At 71.5% G+C, this 22,241-nt stretch carries 20 protein-coding genes and 1 riboswitch; of the genes, 6 read left to right on the top strand and 14 right to left on the bottom strand.

The annotated features are described in order from the left end of the window. The first annotated feature begins 104 nt into the window (after positions 1–104). On the top strand, positions 105–986 hold the full coding sequence (locus tag ACF09C_RS16065; RefSeq protein ID WP_392092090.1) for a GyrI-like domain-containing protein: 882 nt from the start codon (positions 105–107) through the stop codon (positions 984–986). Between the two features lie 83 nt (positions 987–1,069). Here the strand turns inward: ACF09C_RS16065 and ACF09C_RS16070 are convergent, their stop codons facing one another. Continuing rightward, positions 1,070–2,506, bottom strand: a complete 1,437-nt coding sequence (locus ACF09C_RS16070) for a gamma-aminobutyraldehyde dehydrogenase (protein WP_392092091.1) — start codon at positions 2,504–2,506, stop codon at positions 1,070–1,072. 205 nt (positions 2,507–2,711) lie between these two features. On the opposite strand from ACF09C_RS16070, the gene ACF09C_RS16075 reads away from it, so the two are divergent. The 5 genes from ACF09C_RS16075 (at position 2,712) to ACF09C_RS16095 (ending at position 7,903) form a co-directional block, all read left to right on the top strand. Continuing rightward, positions 2,712–3,203, top strand: coding sequence for an Lrp/AsnC family transcriptional regulator (locus tag ACF09C_RS16075; protein ID WP_362368194.1), 492 nt, complete (start codon positions 2,712–2,714; stop codon positions 3,201–3,203). After that, complete coding sequence (locus ACF09C_RS16080; RefSeq protein WP_352191864.1) at positions 3,188–4,567, top strand: aspartate aminotransferase family protein; 1,380 nt, start codon at positions 3,188–3,190, stop codon at positions 4,565–4,567. The genes ACF09C_RS16075 and ACF09C_RS16080 overlap by 16 nt, the downstream gene beginning before the upstream one ends. Before the next feature lie 253 nt (positions 4,568–4,820). After that, on the top strand, positions 4,821–5,549 hold the full coding sequence (locus ACF09C_RS16085; protein ID WP_392092092.1) for an ABC transporter ATP-binding protein: 729 nt from the start codon (positions 4,821–4,823) through the stop codon (positions 5,547–5,549). After that, positions 5,531–6,676, top strand: a complete 1,146-nt coding sequence (locus tag ACF09C_RS16090; RefSeq protein WP_392092093.1) for a hypothetical protein — start codon at positions 5,531–5,533, stop codon at positions 6,674–6,676. Before ACF09C_RS16085 ends, ACF09C_RS16090 begins: the two co-directional genes overlap by 19 nt. Before the next feature lie 126 nt (positions 6,677–6,802). Then, positions 6,803–7,903, top strand: a complete 1,101-nt coding sequence (locus ACF09C_RS16095; RefSeq protein ID WP_392092094.1) for an LOG family protein — start codon at positions 6,803–6,805, stop codon at positions 7,901–7,903. On the opposite strand, the gene ACF09C_RS16100 is transcribed toward ACF09C_RS16095, so the two are convergent. From ACF09C_RS16100 to tsf, 13 genes are all read right to left on the bottom strand, one after another. Continuing rightward, a complete protein-coding gene (locus ACF09C_RS16100; protein WP_392092095.1) occupies positions 7,900–9,213 on the bottom strand; it encodes an ATP-binding protein in 1,314 nt (437 codons plus the stop codon). The two genes, ACF09C_RS16095 and ACF09C_RS16100, sit on opposite strands and share 4 nt — an antisense overlap. Further along, positions 9,213–9,914: a two-component system response regulator CseB gene (cseB, locus tag ACF09C_RS16105; protein WP_392092096.1), complete on the bottom strand. Its 702-nt coding sequence runs from the start codon at positions 9,912–9,914 to the stop codon at positions 9,213–9,215. The genes ACF09C_RS16100 and cseB overlap by 1 nt, the downstream gene beginning before the upstream one ends. Positions 9,915–10,017: 103 nt before the next feature. Next, on the bottom strand, positions 10,018–10,878 hold the full coding sequence (locus ACF09C_RS16110; RefSeq protein ID WP_392092394.1) for an endonuclease/exonuclease/phosphatase family protein: 861 nt from the start codon (positions 10,876–10,878) through the stop codon (positions 10,018–10,020). A 218-nt stretch (positions 10,879–11,096) separates the two neighbouring features. After that, a complete protein-coding gene (locus ACF09C_RS16115) occupies positions 11,097–12,107 on the bottom strand; it encodes a D-alanyl-D-alanine carboxypeptidase family protein (protein WP_392092097.1) in 1,011 nt (336 codons plus the stop codon). 165 nt (positions 12,108–12,272) lie between these two features. After that, positions 12,273–13,379, bottom strand: a complete 1,107-nt coding sequence (locus tag ACF09C_RS16120; RefSeq protein WP_392092098.1) for a hypothetical protein — start codon at positions 13,377–13,379, stop codon at positions 12,273–12,275. A gap of 40 nt (positions 13,380–13,419) precedes the next feature. Then, complete coding sequence (locus ACF09C_RS16125; protein ID WP_392092099.1) at positions 13,420–14,457, bottom strand: ABC transporter ATP-binding protein; 1,038 nt, start codon at positions 14,455–14,457, stop codon at positions 13,420–13,422. Beyond that, positions 14,457–16,079, bottom strand: a complete 1,623-nt coding sequence (locus ACF09C_RS16130) for an ABC transporter permease (protein ID WP_392092395.1) — start codon at positions 16,077–16,079, stop codon at positions 14,457–14,459. Before ACF09C_RS16130 ends, ACF09C_RS16125 begins: the two co-directional genes overlap by 1 nt. A gap of 38 nt (positions 16,080–16,117) precedes the next feature. Further along, the gene (locus ACF09C_RS16135; RefSeq protein ID WP_392092396.1) at positions 16,118–17,197 is read right to left on the bottom strand and encodes a thiamine ABC transporter substrate binding subunit; all 1,080 of its coding nucleotides are present in this window, start codon (positions 17,195–17,197) and stop codon (positions 16,118–16,120) included. A gap of 86 nt (positions 17,198–17,283) precedes the next feature. After that, positions 17,284–17,390: riboswitch (TPP riboswitch) on the bottom strand. Between the two features lie 29 nt (positions 17,391–17,419). Next, positions 17,420–18,526: a 23S rRNA (adenine(2503)-C(2))-methyltransferase RlmN gene (gene rlmN, locus ACF09C_RS16140; RefSeq protein WP_362415685.1), complete on the bottom strand. Its 1,107-nt coding sequence runs from the start codon at positions 18,524–18,526 to the stop codon at positions 17,420–17,422. A gap of 200 nt (positions 18,527–18,726) precedes the next feature. Then, the gene (locus tag ACF09C_RS16145; RefSeq protein ID WP_392092100.1) at positions 18,727–19,812 is read right to left on the bottom strand and encodes a phosphatidate cytidylyltransferase; all 1,086 of its coding nucleotides are present in this window, start codon (positions 19,810–19,812) and stop codon (positions 18,727–18,729) included. Beyond that, entirely contained in the window at positions 19,812–20,369 is a 558-nt protein-coding gene (gene frr / locus ACF09C_RS16150) for a ribosome recycling factor (protein WP_158990977.1), read from the bottom strand. The genes ACF09C_RS16145 and frr overlap by 1 nt, the downstream gene beginning before the upstream one ends. A 102-nt stretch (positions 20,370–20,471) precedes the next feature. Further along, positions 20,472–21,236: a UMP kinase gene (gene pyrH / locus ACF09C_RS16155; protein ID WP_392092101.1), complete on the bottom strand. Its 765-nt coding sequence runs from the start codon at positions 21,234–21,236 to the stop codon at positions 20,472–20,474. A 158-nt stretch (positions 21,237–21,394) separates the two neighbouring features. Beyond that, on the bottom strand, positions 21,395–22,231 hold the full coding sequence (tsf, locus tag ACF09C_RS16160) for a translation elongation factor Ts (protein ID WP_392092102.1): 837 nt from the start codon (positions 22,229–22,231) through the stop codon (positions 21,395–21,397). Positions 22,232–22,241 lie beyond the last annotated feature (10 nt).

Here is a 22,241-nt window from a genome sequence, read left to right on the forward strand (position 1 = left end):
CCACGACACCTTGTCGATCACCCGACACCTTCGGGCACAGGATGTCGGGTCCGGCACCCTGGGTGCTCCCTAGCGTGGTGGTCGTCAAGAGGAAGGAACCGGGCGTGCTGGAGAGGCTCAACCAGGCGATGGAGCACATCGAGCTCCACCTGGCCGACGACGACCGGCCCGTCGACGTGGCGGAGCTGGCACGGATCGCGGCCACGTCGGAGTACCACCTGCGCCGGATGTTCTCCGCGCTCGCGGGCATGCCGCTGTCGGAGTACGTACGGCGCCGGCGGCTCACCCTCGCGGGCGCGGAGGTGCTCGCGGGACGGGAGACCCTGCTGGCGATCGCCGTGCGGTACGGGTACGGCTCGGGCGAGGCGTTCGCCCGGGCGTTCCGCGCCATGCACGGGGTCGGTCCCGGCGAGGCCCGGCGGACCGGCGCGGCGCTCAGCTCGCAGCCCCGGATGGCCTTCCGACTCGTCGTCGAAGGGAGCAGTGCGATGCGTCACCGCATCAAGGAGAAGCCGGCGTTCACGGTCGTCGGCCCGAAGGCCCGGGTCCCGCTGGTGCACCTGGGGCCGAACCAGGCGATCATGGAGTTCGTCCGGGGTATCGACAAACCGACCCTGGAGCGCCTGGAGGCGCTGTCGGACCAGGAGCCGCAGGGCATCGTCGCGGTCTGCGACGACCTGGACCCGAGCCGGGCCGAGGGCACGGAACTCGACTACTACCACGGGGTGATCACGGACGCGGCGCCGCCGGAGGGCGTGCCCGTGCTCGCCGTCCCCGCCGGCACCTGGGCGGTCTTCACCACCTCGGGACCGGCCCCGCAGGCGATCCAGGAGCTGTGGCGGGACATCTACACGCAGTGGTTCCCGTCCAACCCGTACCGCGGTCGCCCCGGGCCCGAGATCGCCCGGATCCGGCTCTCGGCGGACGGCACCGAGGCCGACGCCGAGCTGTGGCTGCCGGTGGAGGAGGAGGGGCCCAAGGAGTAGAAGGGGCCCGGAACACGACGATCGCGGTCCCCTCGCCCTGAGGCGAGGGGACCGCGATCGTCGGTCGGATCGGCGCGCGGGGACTAGCCCAGCGAGGTCATGACGTGCTTGATGCGGGTGTAGTCGTCGAAGCCGTAGGCCGAGAGGTCCTTGCCGTAGCCGGACTTCTTGAAGCCGCCGTGGGGCATCTCCGCGACCAGCGGGATGTGGGTGTTGATCCACACGCAGCCGAAGTCCAGGGTCTTCGACATGCGCATCGCGCGGGCGTGGTCCTTCGTCCAGACCGAGGAGGCGAGCGCGAACTCGACGCCGTTGGCGTACTCCAGGGCCTGGTCCTCGTCACGGAACGACTGGACCGTGATGACCGGGCCGAAGACCTCGTTCTGGATGATCTCGTCGTCCTGCTTGAGGCCGGAGACGACGGTCGGGGCGTAGAAGAAGCCCTTGTCGCCGACGCGGTGGCCGCCCGCCTCGACCTTGGCGTGGGCCGGGAGGCGCTCGATGAAGCCGGAGACCTGCTTCAGCTGGTTGGCGTTGTTCAGCGGGCCGAAGAGCACGTCCTCGTCGTCCGGCAGGCCGGTCTTGGTGTCGGTGGCGGCCTTGGCCAGCTGCGCGACGAACTCGTCGTGGATGGACTCGTGCACGAGGACACGGGTCGCGGCCGTACAGTCCTGGCCCGCGTTGAAGAAGCCCGCCACGGAGATGTCCTCGACGGCCTTGGCGATGTCGGTGTCCTCGAAGACGACGACCGGGGCCTTGCCGCCCAGCTCCAGGTGGACGCGCTTGACGTCCTTGGCCGCCGACTCGGCGACCTGCATGCCGGCGCGGACCGAACCGGTGATGGAGGCCATCGCCGGGGTCGGGTGCTCGACCATGGCGCGGCCGGTCTCGCGGTCGCCGCAGATGACGTTGAAGACGCCCTTGGGAACGATCGCACCGATGATCTCGGCCATCAGGACGGTCGACGCGGGGGTCGTGTCCGAGGGCTTGAGGACGACGGTGTTGCCCGCGGCGAGCGCCGGGGCGAACTTCCACACGGCCATCATCATCGGGTAGTTCCACGGCGCGACCTGGGCGCAGACACCCACGGGCTCGCGGCGGATGATGGAGGTCATGCCCTCCATGTACTCGCCGGCCGAGCGGCCCTCGAGCATCCGGGCGGCACCCGCGAAGAAGCGGATCTGGTCCACCATCGGGGGGATCTCTTCGCTGGCGGTGAGGGCGATCGGCTTGCCGGTGTTCTCGACCTCGGCGGCGATCAGCTCCTCCGCGCGCTCCTCGAAGGCGTCCGCGATCTTCAGCAGGACCTTCTGGCGCTCGGCCGGCGTGGTGTCGCGCCAGGCGGGGAAGGCGGCCGCGGCCGCGTCCATGGCGGCGTCGACGTCCGCCTGACCGGAGAGCGGAGACGTGGCGAAGACCTCGCCCGTGGCCGGGTTGACCACATCGATGGTCCGTCCGTCCGTGGCGTCCCGGAACTCCCCGTTGATGTAGTTACGCAGCCGGCGCAGCTCGGTGGTCACTTTGCCACCCCTCCTGTCACGTTCGGTCGCACGTCCTCGTGCGGTGTCCCATTTGCCGAGACACCCCAAGCGTAGTCGCTTCCCTGACGCTTTCGACAGGTCCAGCACGCGCCAACTTCGGATTCAGTGAGATTCGCGCATCCAAACAACGAATTTCATCGCTCTGGGGTTGCGAGACCGACGAGTCTCGGTGCAGAGTGAGTGCGTGGCCAGTCAAAGCACGAACTCCAGAACCGGTTCCGGTTCGTCCCCGACGATCGATGCCGTCTCCCTGGCGATCATCGAGCAGCTCCAGGAGGACGGCCGCCGTCCGTACGCCGCGATCGGCAAGGCCGTCGGCCTGTCCGAGGCAGCCGTACGGCAGCGCGTCCAGAAGCTGCTCGACCAGGGCGTCATGCAGATCGTCGCCGTCACCGACCCGCTCACCGTGGGACTCCGGCGCCAGGCGATGGTCGGCATCAACGTCGAGGGTGACCTGGATCCGGTGGCGGACGCGCTGACGGCCATGTCGGAATGTGAGTACGTGGTGATGACCGCGGGCTCGTTCGACCTGATGGTGGAGGTCGTCTGCGAGGACGACGACCACCTGCTGGATGTGATCAACAAGCGCATCCGCACCCTCCCCGGCGTGCGCTCCACCGAGAGCTTCGTCTACCTCAAGCTCAAGAAGCAGACCTATATGTGGGGAACTCGATAATCGTGACCCAGGACCTGTCCAAGACCGCGTACGACCACCTGTGGATGCACTTCACGCGCATGTCGTCGTACGAGAACTCTCCCGTGCCCACCATCGTGCGTGGCGAGGGCACCTACATCTTCGACGACAAGGGCAAGCGGTACCTCGACGGACTCGCCGGTCTCTTCGTGGTCAACGCCGGTCACGGCCGCAAGGAGCTGGCCGAGGTCGCGTACAAGCAGGCCCAGGAGCTCGCGTTCTTCCCCGTGTGGTCGTACGCGCACCCCAAGGCCGTCGAGCTCGCCGAGCGTCTTGCCGACTACGCCCCGGGCGACCTGAACAAGGTCTTCTTCACCACCGGTGGCGGCGAGGCCGTCGAGACCGCCTGGAAGCTCGCCAAGCAGTACTTCAAGCTGCAGGGCAAGCACACCAAGTACAAGGTCATCTCGCGTGCGGTCGCCTACCACGGCACCCCGCAGGGCGCCCTGTCCATCACCGGTCTGCCGGCCCTGAAGGCCCCCTTCGAGCCGCTGGTCCCCGGCGCGCACAAGGTGCCGAACACGAACATCTACCGCGCCCCGATCCACGGCGACGACCCCGAGGCCTTCGGCCGCTGGGCCGCCGACCAGATCGAGCAGCAGATCCTCTTCGAGGGCCCCGAGACCGTCGCGGCCGTCTTCCTGGAGCCGGTGCAGAACGCCGGTGGCTGCTTCCCGCCGCCGCCCGGGTACTTCCAGCGGGTCCGCGAGATCTGCGACCAGTACGACGTGCTGCTCGTCTCCGACGAGACGATCTGCGCCTTCGGCCGCCTCGGCACGATGTTCGCCTGTGACAAGTTCGGCTACGTGCCGGACATGATCACCTGCGCCAAGGGCATGACCTCGGGCTACTCCCCGATCGGTGCCTGCATCGTCTCGGACCGCATCGCCGAGCCGTTCTACAAGGGCGACAACACCTTCCTGCACGGCTACACCTTCGGTGGCCACCCGGTGTCGTCGGCGGTCGCCATCGCCAACCTCGACATCTTCGACAAGGAGGGCCTCAACCAGCACGTGCTGGACAACGAGGGCGCCTTCTTCTCGACGCTGCAGAAGCTGCACGACCTGCCGATCGTCGGCGACGTCCGCGGCAACGGCTACTTCTACGGCATCGAGCTCGTCAAGGACAAGGTCACCAAGGAGTCCTTCACGGACGAGGAGACCGAGCGCGTGCTCTACGGCTTCCTCTCGAAGGCGCTCTTCGAGAACGGCCTGTACTGCCGTGCCGACGACCGTGGCGACCCGGTCATCCAGCTGGCCCCGCCGCTGATCGCCGACCAGGGCACCTTCGACGAGATCGAAGGCATCCTGCGCTCGGTGCTGACCGAGGCGTGGACCAAGCTCTGACGGTTCCGCCCCGGGGAGGCACGGCCCTCCCCGGCACAGGACCTCACGCCGCCCTCACGGCGTGACCCCGGCCCGGGTGTGCGGCCATCCGAGTGGATGGCGGCCGCCCGGGCCGTGTGCTGTCCGTACAAACGGATCTGAATCCTTACGGTGCGATCTGAATCCTTACGGTGCCCAGTGACCGACAGGCCCGTCCCTTCGTTCCCTCGGACGGGGGAACGCAAGTATCGGATCCGACATCGAGGTGTACGCGATGGCCCCACCGGACAACGACGTGCTCTGGGCGCGTTCCCTGCACTGCACCCTGGAGGGCTCCGACGTCCTGACCGGCGTCTCCCTCGGCGTGCGCGAGGGAGAGATCCTCGCCCTGGTCGGCCCGCGGGGCAGCGGCAAGACCACGCTGATGCGCTGTCTGTCCGGCCAGACCGTGGCCCAGCAGGGCGAGGTCTGGTTCAACAGCAGCCCCGTCCACACCCTCAGCCTCGCCCAGCGCGAGCGGCTGCGCCGGGACCGGTTCGGCTGGATCGACCCGGAGCCCGGACTCGTACCGGAGCTGACCGCCTGGGAGAACGCGGCCCTGCCCCTCCTGCTGCGCGGGGTCTCGCACCGGGCCGCCAAGGCCTCCGCCCTGGAGTGGCTGGAGCGCCTGGACATCGGGGTGTGCTCCCGCAAGCGTCCGCACGCGCTGACCCAGTCGCAGCGGCAGCGGATCGCCATCGCCCGGGCCCTGGTCACCACCCCGTCCGTGCTCTTCGCCGACGAGCCGACGGCCTCCCTCCATCGCGCCGACGGCGCCCAGGTCCTGCGGACCCTGACCGCAGCCGCCCGCTCGCACCGGATCACCGTGCTGCTCGCCACCCACGACACGGAGGTCGCCGCCCTCGCCGACCGCTCGGTCGCCCTGCTCGACGGACGCCGGGTGGGCGCCGGGGCACCGACCAACGGGGCGGAGGGCGTCGCCGCGTGCTCGCTCTCCGTCTAGTCCGCGGGACCCACCCCCTCGTCCTGCTGCGGCGCCTCCTGGTCGCCGCGGCGGCCGCGGGGGTCGGCTTTCTGCTGCTGTGCACGCTGGGGTACGCCGTGGGCCACCCGGACCGCTCCTCCGCCGCGACCCTGCGGCTGCTGTGGTGCCTGATCCCGATGGCCGCCACCGTGCACTTCGCGGTGGCCGTGGCCCGGACGGACCCCAGCACCCGGCCGCGGCCCGGGCTCTCGGCGATCGGGCTCGGCCCGGCCCGGCTCACCGCGATCGCCGCGGCCTCGACGGCCGTCGCCTGCACGCTCGGCTCGATGGTCGCGCTGCTGTTCTACCTGCACCTGCGCGGCGACATCACGGGCCTGCCGTTCGACGGAGCGGCCGCCGAACTGCTCGCGGCCGGCCGGCCGATCCCGCTGGCGGGCGCGCTCACCCTCCTCGCGATCCTCCCGGTGGCCGCCTCCACGGCCGCCGCCCTCGCCCTGCGCCCCCGCAAGGCTCCGGCGCCCCCCGAGGGCGCGGAGCGGACGGCCCCCTCGGGCCTGCCCTGGGGCGTGGCGCTCCTCGCGGTCGGCCTCGCCGTCGAGACGTACGCGGGCCAGGGCGGCGCGGGCGGCGGCCTGCCGCTCCCCGGCCGCTTCGACGGCAGCCCGGGCGGGGTGCTCGCCGGCTGGATCCTCACCGCGATCGGCCTCGCGATGGCGGGTCCCGGCATCACCCACTGGTGCGGCCGGCTGCTCCAGGCCGTCCGGCCCGGCGCGACCAGGCTCCTCGCGGGCCGTGTCCTGATGGACGAGTCCCGCCGCATCGGCCGCCCGCTCGGCGTGGTGTGCGCGGTGGCGTCGGGCGCGGTCGCGGCGGCCACCCTGTACGACGCGGGGAACGGCGACTTCGGCCCGCTGACCGGCCTGGGCGCCGCCCTGGTGATGGCCTGCACGACGGCGACGCTCCTGACGGCGGCCCTGGAGTCCAAGCAGTGCCGGGCCCACACCACGGAGGCCCTCGTCCGGCTCGGCGCTCCGCCCACGGTCCTGCGCACGGCCGCGCTGATGCGCGCGGGCGCCCTGCTGTCCGTCTTCCTCCCCCTGACCTGGCTGGTGGGCACGCTGGCGGCGGTCCCGCTCGGCGGCTGACCCACCCGCCTGTCGCCCCCTCGCCGCACCCGGACGGCCGCCGGGCGAGGCCGCTCCGGCCGCCGCGCCGGGGTACCGGACGTGGTGCGCGGTGGGGACGGGGGTCACGGGCCCTACGCTGGCCCCATGACCCGCCGCGACGCACGCGAGATCCACACCCCCGCCGAGTTCGACGAGGTCATCGCCCGCGGCGCCCTCCACGGCTTCCGCATCCAGTCCGTGGACCTCACCGACCGGACCTTCGCCCTGCTCGCCACCTCCACCGCGGGCGCCGTCTTCCTCGGCTGCGAGCTCCAGCCCGAGGCCGCCGCCAAGGTCCGCGCGGACGGGGCGCTGGTCTTCCCACCCGTACCGGAGCTGCCGTTCGACCCGTACCGCGCGCACCTCTACTCCCCCGAGGAACTGTTCGAGGGCGTCGGGGACGCGGGGTACGAGGCGACGCCCGACTTCCTCGCGTACGACTGGTTCCAGCGGACGAAGGCCGACGGGGACGTCTTCGCGTCCATGCTCCGGTCGATCCACGACGACGCCATCTCCGACGCCCTCGACGAACTCCTCGCCGGCGCCCGGGTCGTCGGCGTCATGGGCGGGCACGCGATGGGCCGCGGCACGGACGCGTACGCCGGGGCGGCCCGGCTCGGCCGCGCGCTGGCCCGCGACGGGCTGACCGTGGCGACCGGCGGCGGCCCCGGCGCGATGGAGGCGGCGAACCTCGGCGCGTACATCGCGCCCCTCGCCGACGACGTCCTCGACGAGGCGCTCGCACTCCTCGCCAAGGCGCCCTCCTTCACCCCGTCGGTGACGGACTGGGCCCGGGCCGCCTTCGAGGTGTGCGCCCGTTGGCCGAAGGGCGGCGACTCGGTGGGCATCCCCACCTGGTTCTACGGCCACGAGCCGCCGAACGCCTTCGCGGGACACCTCGCCAAGTACTTCGCGAACGCCACCCGGGAGGACGGTCTGCTCGCCCGGTGCGACGCGGGCGTGATCTTCCTGCCGGGCGCGGCCGGCACGGTCCAGGAGATCTTCGACAACGCGACGCCGAACTACTACGGGTCGCGGGGAGAGCCCACCCCCATGGTCCTCGTCGACCGGGCCCACTGGACGGACCGCCTCCCCGCCTGGCCGCTGCTCCGGTCCCTCGCCGCCGAGCGCCCGATGGCGGCGAGGATCGCGCTGGTCGACTCCGTCGACGAGGCCCCGGAAGCCCTCCGCCGACTGGCGACCTAGGGCCGGTTGAGGGGCCCGGGCAGGGTGAGGGTGGCGACGGCGCCGCCCTCGACGGCGCCGCCCGCGTCGGCGTCGGCGAAGGTCAGGCGGGCTCCGATCACCTGAGCCTGGCCGAGGGCGATCGTCAGGCCCAGACCGTGTCCGTGGCCTCGTTCGGCGGCCCCGGTGCGGAAGCGCTGCGGGCCTTCGGCGAGCAGGTCCGCCGGGAAGCCGGGGCCGTGGTCGCGGACGACGACGGTGGCGCCGTCGACCGTGACCTCCACGGGCGGTGCGCCGTGGCGGTGGGCGTTGACGACGAGGTTGGTGACGATCCGGTCGACGCGGCGCGGGTCGGTCTCGACCACCGCGCGTGCGGTGACGGTGATGACCGTGTCGAGCCCGGTGCGCCGTACGGACTCCTCGACCAGTTCGTCCAGCGGCACCGGCTGCGGGTCGGCCCGCTCCGCGCCCGCGTCGAGGCGGGAGATCTCCAGCAGGTCGTCGACCAGGGCGTGCAGCACCTTCACCCGGTCGCGTACGAGATCGGTGGCCTCGCCCTCCGGAAGCAGCGAGGCGGAGGCGACCAGGCCGGCGAGCGGGGTGCGCAGTTCGTGGGCGACGTCGGCGGTGAAGCGCTGCTCCGCGTGGAGCCGGTTCTGCAGCGCGTCGGCCATGTGGTCGACGGCCGAGGAGATCTCGCCGATCTCGTCGTGTCCCCGGCCCGCGGTGCGCGCGTCGAGGTCGCCGTGGCGGATACGGCGGGCGGTCCCGGCGACCCGGCGCAGCCGGCGCACCACGAGTTCGGCGGCGAGCAGGGTGACGGGGACGACGACGGCGAGGGTGGCGAGGGCCGCGTACCGCATGTGCCGGTCGAGGGCCTCGCGGCCGTACTGGTCGGCGATCATGTTGACGCTCACGGCCAGCGGGGTGCCGTCGACCTCCGTGGCCGCCCACATGGACGGGCCCTGGGCCGGTTTGCTGGTGTCGTACCAGGTGACCGGCGCCGGTCCGGCGGCGAGCAGGTCCAGGAGCCGGTCCGGCACCTCGCCACCGGTCCGGTAGGCCGGCCTCGGGTCCCCGTCCTGCCGGGCGCGGCCTTGCTGTACGGCGCGGAACTCGGCCTGGGCCGCGTCCAGTTCGCGCAGGGCGTCGGCGCGCCCGATGTTCATCGAGCGGGTCTCGGTGGTGCGGTGGACCAGGACGCCGATGCCCAGGGCCATGGCGCAGGCCGCCGCGGCGACCCCGGCGGCGATCTTCCAGCGCAGGGACCTCGGGTCGGCCAGGCGCCACAGGGACCGGCGGGTGTCGCCGGGCGGGGTCGCGGGATCCATCACTCGCCCTTGCGGAACTTGTAGCCGAAGCCGCGCACGGTCTCGATGTGGTCGGCGCCGATCTTCTTGCGCAGCCGCTGCACGGCGAGGTCGACGACCCGGATGTCGCCGTCCCAGCCGTAGTCCCACACCTCGCGCAGCAGGGTCGCGCGCTGCAGGGCGACACCGGGTGCGGCCACGAACTCCAGGAGCAGGCGCAGTTCGGTGGGGGTCAGGGCGAGTGGCGTGCCGTCCTTGTGGACCTCGAGGCCCCGGGTGTCGACGGTCAGGTCCCGGAAGGAGAGCACCCCCGTGTCGTCGTCGGCGGGCATCGGAGCGGTGAAGGTGGCGCGCCGCAGCAGGGTGCGGATCCGGGCGAGGAGCACGGTGGTGTCGACCGGTTTGACGACGTAGTCGTCGGCACCCGCCTCGAGGCCCGCGACGACGTCCAGGGCGTCGCCGCGGGCCGACATCATCAGGACGGGCGCCTGGCTGGTCTCGCGGATCCTGCGGCAGAGCCCGATCCCGTCGAGCTGCGGCAGCATGACGTCGAGGAGCAGCAGGTCGTGCTCCGTCGCCCGGAACATCTCCAGACCGGTCAGTCCGTCGGGCGCGGACGAGACCCGGTAGCCGTAGCGCTCCAGGGACAGGGCCACGGATCTGCGGATCGTGTCGTCGTCCTCGACGAGGAGGATGTGGACGGAGGAGGGCTGGTCGCGCATGTGGTCGCCTGGGGGCCGTTTCGTCGGAGCGTGTCGTGGGTGTGCGTCTGGTGTGCGGTCCCGACGGTAGCCGCCGGCCCGGCCGGGCGGGGGCCGCCGCCCTTCACAGCCGTAGGGACGCCGCGACCGGCAGATGATCGCTCGCCGTGCGGGGCAGCGTCCAGGCGGAGACGGCGGTGACTCCCTTGACCAGGATCTGGTCGATCCTGGCCACCGGGAACGACGCGGGCCAGCTGAACCCGAACCCCGCCCCGGCCTCCTCCTGCGCCGAGCGCAGCCCGGCGGTGGCCGGGGCGAGGGCGCTGTCGTCGGTGGTGCCGTTGAAGTCGCCGACCACGACGACCCGGCGCAGTGGCTCGGCCCGTACGGCGGCGGCGAGGGCGGCCGCCGCCTCGTTGCGGCGCGCGGTGTTGAACCCCTTGGCGAGGCTGACCCGCACCGAGGCGAGATGGGCGGTGTACACGGCGAGCGGTCCCTTCGGGGTGTCGGCGGTGGCGCGCAGGGCGCGGGTCCACGGCATGATCGCCAGGGGCCGGACGTCGCGCAGCGGGTAGGTGCTCCAGAGCCCGACCGTGCCCTGCACGGAGTGGTACGGGTGGGATTCCGCGAGCGCCTGTTCGTAGGCGGGGGCGGTGCGGGGCGAGAGTTCCTCCAGGGCGATCACGTGGGCGCCGGAGGCGGCGAGGGAGCGGGCGGTGCCCGCCGGGTCGGGGTTCCCGTCGTGCACGTTGTGGCTGACGACGGTGAGGTCCCCGCCGGCCTCGCGCTTGTCGACGAGAACGCCACCGAACAGGGAGCACCACACCACGGCAGGGACCAGCACGGCCACGCCGGCGACCACCGAGCGCCGCAGCGCGGCGAGGGCGAGCAGCACGAGCACGCCGAGCCCCGACCAGGGCAGGAAGGTCTGCAGCAGGCTCCCGAAACTGCCCAGGACGCCGGGCGGGCGGGCGGCGCCCAGCATGCCGACGCCGCCGAGGACGGCCACGACGACCGCCGGACGACCGCCCCGGAGCACCCGGAGACGGCTGCGCCGCGTCGGCTGCCCGCCGGGGCCGGGGTCATCGCCACGGAAGTCGGCGCGGGAGTCGGCAGCGCGGTCGTTCCCCGGGTCGGTGGCCTCCGGGCAGGCGGCCGGCCGGTCCGCGGGCTTCTTCGGGCCCACGGGGCCCGTTGCGGTCGTCACGAGCGGTCCCTCCGCTCGCCGAGCGCCGCAGGCAGATCCTTCTGCACGGCCTCGATCAGCGCACCGCTCTTCTCGAAGGCCTCTTCGAGCCCCTCGGCGGGCGAGGTGCCGGCCCGCTGGCCGAGCACCACACCGAGGACGAGACGCCGGTCACCGTCGGCGTCCACCTCGGCGGCCCACATCAGAGCCCCGCCCGCCGGGGTGCTCGATCCGGTCTTGAGCCCGACGACACCCGGGCGGTCCAGGAGCCGGTTGGTGTTGAGGACCGGTGCGGGTGCGCCGGGGACGGTCGTGCTCCGCATGGCGACGACCGTGCGCAGCACGGGTTCCTTCATGGCGTGCCGGGCCAGCTTGAGCTGGTCGTCGGCGGTGCTCCGGGTGGTGGGTTCGATGCCGCTCGCGCCGGTGTACGAGGTGTTGTTCATCCCGAGATCGCGCGCTGCCCGGTTCATCTTGGCCACGAACTCCTGCTGGCCGCCCGCGTCCCAACGAGCCAGGAGCCGGGCCACGTTGTTGCCGGACGGGAGCAGGAGCAGTTCGAGGAGCCGGCGTTGGGTGAGGTGCTGTCCCTCGCGCAGCGGTGCGGTCGACTCGCTCAGCGAGTGCGCCTCCTGCGCGGCCGTCGCGTCGACGGTCACGGCGGGGCCCTCCTCGCCGTCGGCCAGCGGGTGCTCCTTGAGGATCACGTACGCCGTCATCACTTTGGTGAGGCTCGCGATCGGCAGCGGGCGCTGCCCGGCCGTGCCGCCCAGCCTGCCGAGCCCGTCCACCTCTGCGCTTGCCTGCCCCTCTTCGGGCCACGGCAGGTCGAGCAGGTCGGCGACCGCCGCCCGCCCGTCCGCCGAGGCGACGGTGCCACCACCCGCGCGGCCGTCCTCACCCGTGCCGTCGCCCAGCGGGCCGAGCCACCCGCCGACGGCGATGCCGCCCAGCGCCAGGGCGGGCGCGCCCACCAGCCAGATCCGTACCGGACCGGGCCGGGCCGCGTGTGTCCGTAGGTCCGTCACCGTCACATCTCCTCGTCCGGTCGAGCCGCACGCGAGTTCCGCGCACGGCTCCACCCTGGGTGAGGAGCACATCCACGCGATCATGACGGTGCGTCCGGGAACGCGCGGAATTGTGTCGACGACGTATCGGCCGCTCGCCTCCGGCCAGGCGGCACGGCCCGTCGGTCAGAGCCTCCGGACCGCCTGGGCCTCCGCCCGCTCCACCGACGCCCGGCCGTGCACATGGACGAGGGCCAGGTGGAACAGCGCCGGCGCGAGCGGTGCCCAGCGGTGGATCCGGTCGGGCCGCAGCAGGTACCGGGTCACGTCGGCCGAGCGGAACGGCACGTACTCGACGGTCTGGTGCTCCCAGCGGTCGGCGACTCCCCTGCTCATCCGCGACTGGAGCTGATCGCCCGTCATGTCCTTGAGCCGGGCGTAGAAGTGGGCGCTCCACTGCCGCCGCTCGACGTCCAGGACGAAGGCGAGCAGCGCGAGGGTGTACTCGTGCGGCTCCAGGGCCATCTCCTCACGCATCCCGCGTCGGGCGACGGCGTGCAGGTCGGGGGCGCCGAGGGCGGTCGCGTCGATGTTCCGGGCCAGGCCCTCGTTGACCGAGGAGTTCCACAGTCCGGGCGCCGAGCGGACCCGGTCGCCGCGCCGGCTGACGGCGAGCAGATGGTCGGCGGTGACGACGGCGATGTTGACGGCGAAGCTGCACTGGAGGAACGCGGGTGCCTCCAGGGGCCGTTCGGTGTCGAGGTACCGGCTCCGGGGCGTCGCTCCGTCCGGCATCCTGCGGTCGAGCTGCTGGGCGGCGAGGAAGGTGTAGTAGTCCGTGGGCCGCAGCCGCAGATGTACCTCGGGCTGTTCGTCCAGCGGGGTACGGGTGGTGTCCAGGCCCTCGACGGCGTACCGGGGCCCGTTCCAGACGGGCATGCGGTCACCCGTGGTCTCCGCGCGGCTCTCCTCCGCCTCGATCTCGGCGCGCCAGCCCGCCATTTCGGCGGGCAGTTCGATCTCCTCGGCGCCGACCCGGACGTGGACGGACTCCGGCGCGATGGCACGGTCGCCGTCGCCCTCCACGACGAGTGCGCTGGTGTGCAGGGGGCCGAGGGAGAAGGTGGACCAGGCGCTCCCCTCCCGCTCCCGGTAGGTGAGGCTGCGGACCGCCCCCGCCGAGCGGCGCCTGATCCTGAACCACACGTCCTGTGTCCACTGCTGGAAGAGGGTCGCGAACACCACTCCGAGGACGGCGCCGAGCACTCCGTTGCCCACGTCTATTCCACTCACTCGCAGCAGCGTAGGCGAGTTGATCACGATTGACGATCCGTCACCCGGCGACGGGAGCGTCCCCCGCGAGCACGACGACCTCGTCGGCGGCGAAGCTCACGCCCACCTCCGCGCCCACCTCCGGGGCGTCACGGAGGGCGCACTCGGCCTCCAGGGGTGGACCTTCGGCCGGGTGGAGGAGGACGGCGACATGCGTCCCCCGGAAGGTACGGGAGGCGACGGCGCAGCGCATGCCGTCCGCGGGCGCGACGAGCCGGACGCCCGCCGGGCGCACCAGGACCTCCCGCGCGCCCTGGGGTGAGCCGTCGGGCACCGGGACCTTGCCCCAGGGGGTCTCGGCGGCGGCGCCGCTCACCGTGCCGGGCACGATGTTGTCGAAGCCGAGGAACCGGGCCACGAACGCGGAGGCGGGGTGGCGCCAGACGTCCAGGGGCGTCCCGGACTGGGCGATCCGGCCGTCGCGCATCACCACGACCCGGTCGGCGAGCGCGAAGGCCTCGCCCTGGTCGTGCGTGACGGCGAGCACGGTCGTACCCAACTGCCGGAAGAGGGAGCGCAGTTCGACCACGAGCCGTTCCCGCAGGCCCCGGTCGAGCTGGCCGAGGGGTTCGTCCAGCATCAGCAGCCGGGGCCGCGGCGCGAGGGCGCGGGCGAGCGCCACGCGCTGCTGCTCGCCGCCGGAGAGCGCGGCGACGGCCCGGCGCTCGGCCCCGGGGAGCCCGACGAGGTCCAGCAACTCCCGTACCCGTGCGTCCCGTTCAGCCCTCGCCACCCCGCGCATCCGCAGCCCGAAGGCGACGTTGGCGCCGACGTCCCGCTGCGGGAAGAGCTGGTGGTCCTGGAACATCAGACCGACCCCGCGCCGGTGCGCGGGCACTCCCGCCTGGTCGGCGCCGTCCAGCCGGACCCGCCCGCCGTGGAGCGACTGGAGTCCGGCGACCGCCCGCAGCAGCGTGGACTTGCCGCTGCCGCTCGGGCCGAGCACACACACGATCTCGTGGTCGGCGACCTCCAGGTCCACGGAGTCGAGCGCGGCCCGTTCCCCGAACCGTACGGTCACGTCCTCGAAGCGCAGCATCAGAACTCCCCGGAACCGGAGGTGGCCCGGTCGACGCGGAGCCGTTCGAGGAGCAGCAGGGACACCGCGCACACCACCATCAGAATCGTCGAAAGGGCCATGGCCTGGCCGTAGTTGAGCTCGCCCGGCCGGCCGAGGAGCCGGGCGACGGCGACCGGCAGCGTCGGGTTGTCGGGCCGGGCGATGAAAACGGTCGCGCCGAACTCGCCGAGCGAGACGGCGAAGGCGAACCCGGCCGCGATCAGTAGCGCCCGCCGCACCAGCGGCAGGTCGACCTCGCGCCAGGCCCGCAGCGGCGAGGCCCCGAGGACGGCCGCCGCCTCCCGCAGCCGCTCGTCCACGGCACGGAGGACGGGCAGCATGGTCCGTACGACGAAGGGGACACCGACCAGGGCCTGCGCGAGCGGCACGAGGATCCAGCTGGCCCGCAGGTCGAACGGCGGCTCGTCCAGGGTGATCAGGAAGCCGAAGCCGACCGTCACCGCCGACACCCCGAGCGGCAGCATGAGCAGCGCGTCGAAGCCACGCACGAGCCGGCCGGCCCTCCGGGTGAGCGCGGCGGCGGCGAGTCCCCCGATCACCAGGGCGATCAGGGTGGCGACGACGGCGTACCGCAGCGAGTTCCCGATGGTGTCGACCAGGGGCACGAGGAAGGTGCCGGACGGGTCGGTGGCCTGGAGGGCCCGGTAGTAGTCGAGCCCGTACCCGTCGGGGGTGGCGAAGGAGCGCTCGATCAGCACGGCGAGCGGAAGCACGAGCAGCAGGACGATCGAGACGAGGACGCCCCCGAACAGGGCCCACTGGCCGATCCCCGTGATCCGGCGGGCGGTCTGCTCGGGCGGGACGAGCTTCAGGGCCGTCTCCCGCCGCCGTACCGTCCGCGCGTGCACGGCGAGGACGACGCCGACGGCGACGAACTGGACGATCGTGAGCACGGCGGCCGTCGTCAGGTCGAACCGGTCGACCGTCTGCCGGTAGATCTCGGTCTCCAGAGTGGAGTACGCCGGTCCGCCGAGGATCTGGACGACGGCGAAGGAGCCGGCGGTGAAGAGGAACACCATCAGCGCCGCCGCGCCCACGGCGGGCGCGAGCGCCGGCAGCGTCACCGTCCGCCAGGCGGTGAACCGGGAGGCGCCGAGGACACGGGCGGCCTCCTCCTGGCGGGGGTCGAGCTGCGCCCACAGTCCGCCGACGGTCCTGACGACCACGGCGTAGTTGAAGAAGACATGGGCGAGGAGGATGGCCCAGACGGTGGTGTCGAGGCGGACGCCCCACAACTCGTCGAGCAGCCCGCCGCGGCCGACGAGGGCGAGGAAGGCCGTACCGACCATGACGGTCGGCATCACGAAGGGGACGGTGACGACGGCGCGCAGCAGCCCCTTGCCGGGGAAGTCGAAGCGCGCGAAGACGTACGCCCCCGGCAGGGCGATCAGCAGGGTCAGCGCGGTGGAGGCGAGCGCCTGCCAGAGGGTGAACCAGAGGACGTCGAGGATCTCCGGCCGGGTCAGCGTCTCGCCGAACCGGCCGAACTCCCACGCCCCGTCGACGCGCAGCCCGCGCTCGACGATCGAGGCGACGGGCCACGCGAAGAAGAGCGCGAAGAAGGCGACGGGCACGGCCATCAGGCCGAGCCGCGCCGCGCTTCCCCGGCGGTCGGGGACTACTTCAGAACGGTCGAGGACCACGACTGGATCCACTGGTCACGCTTCTCGGCGATCTTCTCGGGCGCCATGGTCTGCGGCTTGTCGATCACCACACCGTGCTTCGTGAACAGCTCGGGCAGCTGGGCGCCCTTCGTCACCGGGTTGACGAACATCTGCAGCGGCATGTCCTCCTGGAACTTCTTGGAGATCAGGAAGTCGATCAGCGCCTTGCCGCCCTCGGGGTTCTTCGCCCCGTTCAGCAGTCCGGCGAACTCGATCTGCCGGAAGCAGGTGCCGGTGGAGACCCCGGTGGGGGCGTCCTTCGGCTGCGGGTCGGCGTAGAGGACCTCGACCGGCGGGCTGGAGGCGTAGCTGACGACCAGCGGCCGGTCGCCCTTGGCCTGCTTGCCGCCGGCGGAGCCGGAGAACTCCTGGTTGTAGGCGAGCTCCCAGCTGTCGACGACCTTCACGCCGTTGGCCTTGAGCTTCGTCCAGTAGTCCTGCCAGCCCTCGTCGCCGTACTGGGCCGCGGTACCGAGCAGGAAGCCGAGGCCCGGGGAGGACTTCTCGGGGTTCTCGACCACGAGCAGGTTCTTGTACTCCGGCTTGGCCAGGTCGTCGAAGGTCTGCGGGGGCGCGAGCTTCTTGTCGGCGAAGTACTTCTTGTCGTAGTTGACGCAGATGTCACCGGTGTCGATCGGGGTGACGCGGTGCTCCTTGTCGAGCTGCGTCTCGGGGGCCACCGCGTCCAGACCCTTCGCCTCGTACGGGACGAAGATCCCGTTGTCGAGCGCGCGGGAGAGCAGGGTGTTGTCGACGCCGAAGAAGACGTCTCCCTGCGGGGAGCCCTTGGTGAGGATCTCCTTGTTGACGGCGACGCCCGCGTCACCGCTCTTGAGGACCTTGACGGTGAAGCCGGTCTGCTTCGTGAACTCCGCCAGGACCTCCTTGGAGGCGTTGAAGGAGTCGTGACTGACGAGGGTCACGGTCTTCGGCGTGGGCTCACCGCTCTTGCCGGCCGCGTCCCTGATGTCCTCGGTGCCGCAGGCGGCGAGGGTGGTGACGCCCAGCGCCGCGGCGATCGCGGCGGCGGCCATCTTCTTGGTGCTCACGGAAATTCCTCCTGGGTGTGACCAGGAAGAGACGCGGCCCTGCCCACCGGAGGGTGGGCAGGGCGCAACAGCTTGAGTTGCGACCGAACTTCCTACCCAGAATGACCTGGGCGAGGTTCAGAGGGTCTGCGGTCCGTGACCGCACTCTCAGCGCTGTGGCGCTCCCCTGTCGGAATATGGAGATGTGTTCGAGCACAGACTACAAGGTCAGCGCTCCGAGGCCGCCAGCTGTCCACAGGCACCGTCGATCTCCTGCCCACGGGTGTCACGGACCGTGACGGGCACGCCGTGGGACGCGATGGCCTCGACGAAGGCCTTCTCGTCCTCGGGCCGGGAGGCCGTCCACTTCGACCCGGGTGTCGGGTTCAGCGGAATCAGGTTCACATGGACCCGCTTGCCCTTGAGCAGCCGCCCGAGCAGGTCGCCCCGCCAGGCCTGGTCGTTGATGTCCCGGATGAGCGCGTACTCGATGGAGATCCGGCGGCCGGACTTCTCGGCGTACTCCCACGCGGCGTCGAGGACCTCACGGACCTTCCAGCGCGTGTTGACGGGCACGAGGGTGTCCCGCAGCTCGTCGTCGGGAGCGTGCAGCGAGACGGCGAGCCGGCACTTGAAGCCCTCGTCGGCGAAGCGCAGCATCGCGGGCACGAGGCCCACGGTGGAGACGGTGATCCCGCGCTGCGAGAGCCCGAGCCCGTCCGGCTCGGGGTCGGTGAGCCGGCGGATGGCGCCGACGACCCGCTTGTAGTTGGCGAGCGGCTCGCCCATGCCCATGAAGACGATGTTGCTGAGCCGCGCCGGCCCACCGGGCACCTCACCGTCACGCAGGGCGCGCATGCCGTCGACGATCTGGTGCACGATCTCGGCGGTCGACAGGTTCCGGTCGAGCCCGGCCTGCCCGGTGGCGCAGAACGGACAGTTCATCCCGCAGCCGGCCTGCGAGGAGATGCACATGGTGACCCGGTCCGGGTACCGCATCAGCACGGACTCGACGAGCGTGCCGTCGTGCAGCTTCCACAGGGTCTTACGGGTGGTGTCGTCGTCGCACGAGATGTGCCGGACCACCGACATCAGGTCGGGCAGCAGCTCCCCCTGCAGCTTCTCGCGCGAGGCGGCGGGGATGTCGGTCCACTCGGCGGGGTCGTGGGCGTACCGCGCGAAGTAGTGCGTGGACAGCTGCTTGGCGCGGAACGGCTTCTCGCCGATCGCGGCGACGGCCTCCTTGCGCTCGGCGGGCGTGAGGTCGGCAAGGTGCCGCGGCGGCTTCTTGGCTCCGCGGGGCGCGACGAAAGTGAGTTCTCCGGGCTTCGGCATGGTCCTACCAGTGTCGCAGAGGAAACGCGAAGGGCCCGCCGTCCGGGGACGGCGGGCCCTTCGAGCACGAACACGCAGGTCAGGTGGTGCCGACGAAGACCACGAGGAGCAGCCAGACCACCGGCGCCGTCGGCAGCAGGGAGTCCAGGCGGTCCATGCTGTATCGATTCGCGGCTCCGCCGCGCGGCGCCGTGGCCTGATCACGCCGAGCCGACGAACACCACCAACAACAGCCAGACCACCGGGGCCGTCGGCAGCAGGGAGTCCAGGCGGTCCATGATGCCGCCGTGGCCGGGCAGCAGCGTGCCCATGTCCTTGATGCCGAGATCGCGCTTGATCATCGACTCGCCGAGGTCGCCGAGCGTCGCGCTCGCCGCCACCGCGAGGCCGAGCAGCAGGCCCTGCCACCACGTGCCGTCGTCGATCAGGAACTCCATGCACAGCGCGCCCGCCGCCATCGCGAACGCCACCGCTCCGAGCAGGCCCTCGCGGGTCTTGCCGGGGCTGATGCGCGGCGCCAGCTTGTGCTTGCCGAAGCGCCAGCCGATCGCGTACGCGCCGGTGTCGCTGACGACCGTGAGCAGCAGGAACGTGAGGACCCGCTCGGGGCCGTCGTCGGCCGTGAGCATCAGCGCCACGAACGTGGCAAGGAACGGCACGTAGAACGCGGCGAAGACGCCCGCCGTGACGTCCTTCAGATAGCCCTCGGGCGGCTCCGTCATGCGCCACACCAGGACCGCGAGGGCGGTCAGGGCCATGGCGACCCAGGCCCCCTCCGCGCCGCGGACATAGCCGGCCACGACCATCGCCGCGCCACCGACCGCCAGCGGGACGAGCGGGGCCTTGATGCCCTTGCGTTCCTGGAGGCGGGAGGTGAGCTCCCAGAGACCGACCACGACGGCGACCGCGATGACGCCGACGAACGCGGCCTTCCAGATGAAGAGGGACGCGATGATGACGGCGCCGAGCCCGACCCCGACCCCTATGGCCGCGCCCAGGTCGCGCCCCGCGCTCTTCTTCTGCGGGGTCGCGGGCCGGTTCGGGCTGGACATGGGCTCCTGCGGGTGCTCGTTCGGCGTCTCGTCACGGAACAGGGGACCGCTCGGCTGAGCGGCCCCCCGGCCGTGTTCGTCCTGGTGATCGCCGGCGGGGACGTCGGGCACGATGGGCATGGGCCGAGTCTGCGCCGCCTGCAGCCCATCGTATGCGGGACCCGCCGGGGCAGGCCCCTGGTCGGGCCCCCAGTAGCCGGAACCGGCCGGGGCCCCCCAGGAAGAGTCGTTCATCAGACCTCGAGCAGCTCGGCTTCCTTGTGCTTGAGCAGCTCGTCCACCTGCGCGACGTACTTCGCGGTGGTGTCGTCGAGCTCCTTCTCGCCGCGGCGGCCCTCGTCCTCGCCGACCTCGCCGTCCTTGACCAGCTTGTCGATGGTCTCCTTGGCCTTGCGGCGGACGGAACGGATGGAGATCTTGGAGTCCTCGGCCTTGCCCTTGGCCACCTTGATGTACTCGCGGCGGCGCTCCTCGGTGAGCTCGGGGAACACCACACGGATGATGTTGCCGTCGTTGCTCGGGTTGACGCCGAGGTCCGAGTCACGGATGGCCTGCTCGATGTTGCGCAGCGCGCTCTTGTCGAACGGGGTCACGACCGCCATGCGCGGCTCGGGAACCGAGAACGAGGCCAGCTGATTGATCGGCGTGATCGCACCGTAGTAGTCGGCCACGATCTTGTTGAACATCGCCGGGTGCGCACGCCCGGTGCGGATCGCGGCGAAGTCCTCCTTGGCGACCACGACGGCCTTCTCCATCTTCTCCTCGGCCTCGAGGAGGGTCTCTTCGATCACCACTTGCTCCTGCGTGTCGTCGCGTCTTGTCCTGCACGGTGATACGACCGGCAGGGCTCTGGTCCGTCCCCTCGAGGGGAGGTACCCGGTTCGAGCCGAGGCTCAGGCCCGGGTGCCCTGGTCGCTCACGAGAGTGCCGATCTTCTCACCCTTCACCGCGCGCGCGATATTGCCCTCGGCGAGCAGTTCGAAGACGAGGATCGGGAGCGTGTTGTCGCGGCACAGGGTGATGGCGGTGGCGTCGGCGACCTTGAGGTCGCGGGAGAGCACCTCGCCGTACTCCAGCGCGTCGAACTTGACCGCGTCGGGGTTGGTCTTCGGGTCGGAGTCGTAGACCCCGTCCACGCCGTTCTTGCCCATGAGCAGGGCCTCGGCGTCGATCTCCAGGGCGCGCTGCGCGGCCGTGGTGTCGGTGGAGAAGTACGGCATGCCCATACCGGCGCCGAAGATGACCACGCGGCCCTTCTCCAGGTGGCGCACGGCCCGCAGCGGGATGTACGGCTCCGCGACCTGGCCCATGGTGATGGCGGTCTGGACGCGGGAGTCGATGCCCTCCTTCTCCAGGAAGTCCTGGAGGGCGAGGCAGTTCATGACGGTGCCGAGCATGCCCATGTAGTCGGAGCGGGCCCGGTCCATGCCGCGTACCTGCAGTTCGGCGCCGCGGAAGAAGTTGCCGCCGCCGATGACGACGGCGATCTCCGCGCCGTCGCGGACGACTGCGGCGATCTCGCGTGCGATCTTGTGCACGACGTCGGGGTCGACGCCGAGACCGCCGCCTCCGGCGAATGCCTCGCCGGACAGCTTCAGCATGAAGCGGCCGGCCTTTTTGCCGTGGTTGTCGTCGCCCTGTACGGCGCTCTGGTTCATGGAGATCTCCTCGTGCACATACGACGAAGGCCATTGCCGGTGGGTCCTTGCGGTTTCCCGTACGGCAATGGCCTCCTCGTCAGATCTGCGGTCGTCCTGCGCGAGCGCGGACGACTGCTTCAGACCCTACCGGGGTCCGGTGTCCGTCGCGTACGGACTCAGATGCCGACCTTGATGCGCGTGAAGCGCTTCAGGGTGACACCGGCTTCCTTCAGGATCTGCTCGACGGACTTCTTGTTGTCGAGCGCGTACGGCTGACCGAGCAGCGTGGCGTCCTTGAAGAAGCCGTTGACGCGACCCTCGACGATCTTCGGGAGCGCGGCCTCGGGCTTGCCCTCGGCGCGGGTGGTCTCCTCGGCGACGCGACGCTCGGTCTCGACGACCTCGGCCGGGACGTCCTCACGGGTGAGGTACTTCGGCGCGAAGGCGGCGATGTGCTGCGCGACGCCCTTGGCGACCTCGGCGTTCGGCTTGTCCAGCTCGACGAGGACACCGATCTGCGGGGGCAGGTCGGGCATCGTGCGGTGCATGTAGGCGTAGACGGAGCCGTCGGCGTACTGCGCGAAGCGGTCGAGGACGATCTTCTCGCCGAGGTTGGCGTTGGCCTCGTCCACGAAGGCCTGCACGGTCTTGCCGGCCTCGATCTCGGAGGCGAGCAGCGCCTCCAGGTCGGCCGGGGAGGTGGCGGCGACGTGGGCGGCCAGCTGGGCGGCGACGGCCTGGAACTTGTCACCCTTGGCGACGAAGTCGGTCTCGCACTTCAGCTCGACGAGGACACCGGAGGTGTTGTCGTCGGCGATGAGGGAGACGACGGCGCCGTTCTCGGCAGAGCGGCCCTCGCGCTTGGCGACGCCCTTCTGGCCCTTGATGCGGAGCGCCTCGACGGCCTTGTCGACGTTGCCCTCGGCCTCGTCCAGTGCCTTCTTGCAGTCCATCATGCCGGCGCCGGTGAGCTCACGGAGCTTCTTGACGTCAGCGGCGGTGTAGTTCGCCATGAGTCTGAGT

Origin of the sequence: Streptomyces sp. NPDC014870, from assembly GCF_043081505.1 — a bacterium.
Taxonomy (GTDB): domain Bacteria; phylum Actinomycetota; class Actinomycetes; order Streptomycetales; family Streptomycetaceae; genus Streptomyces.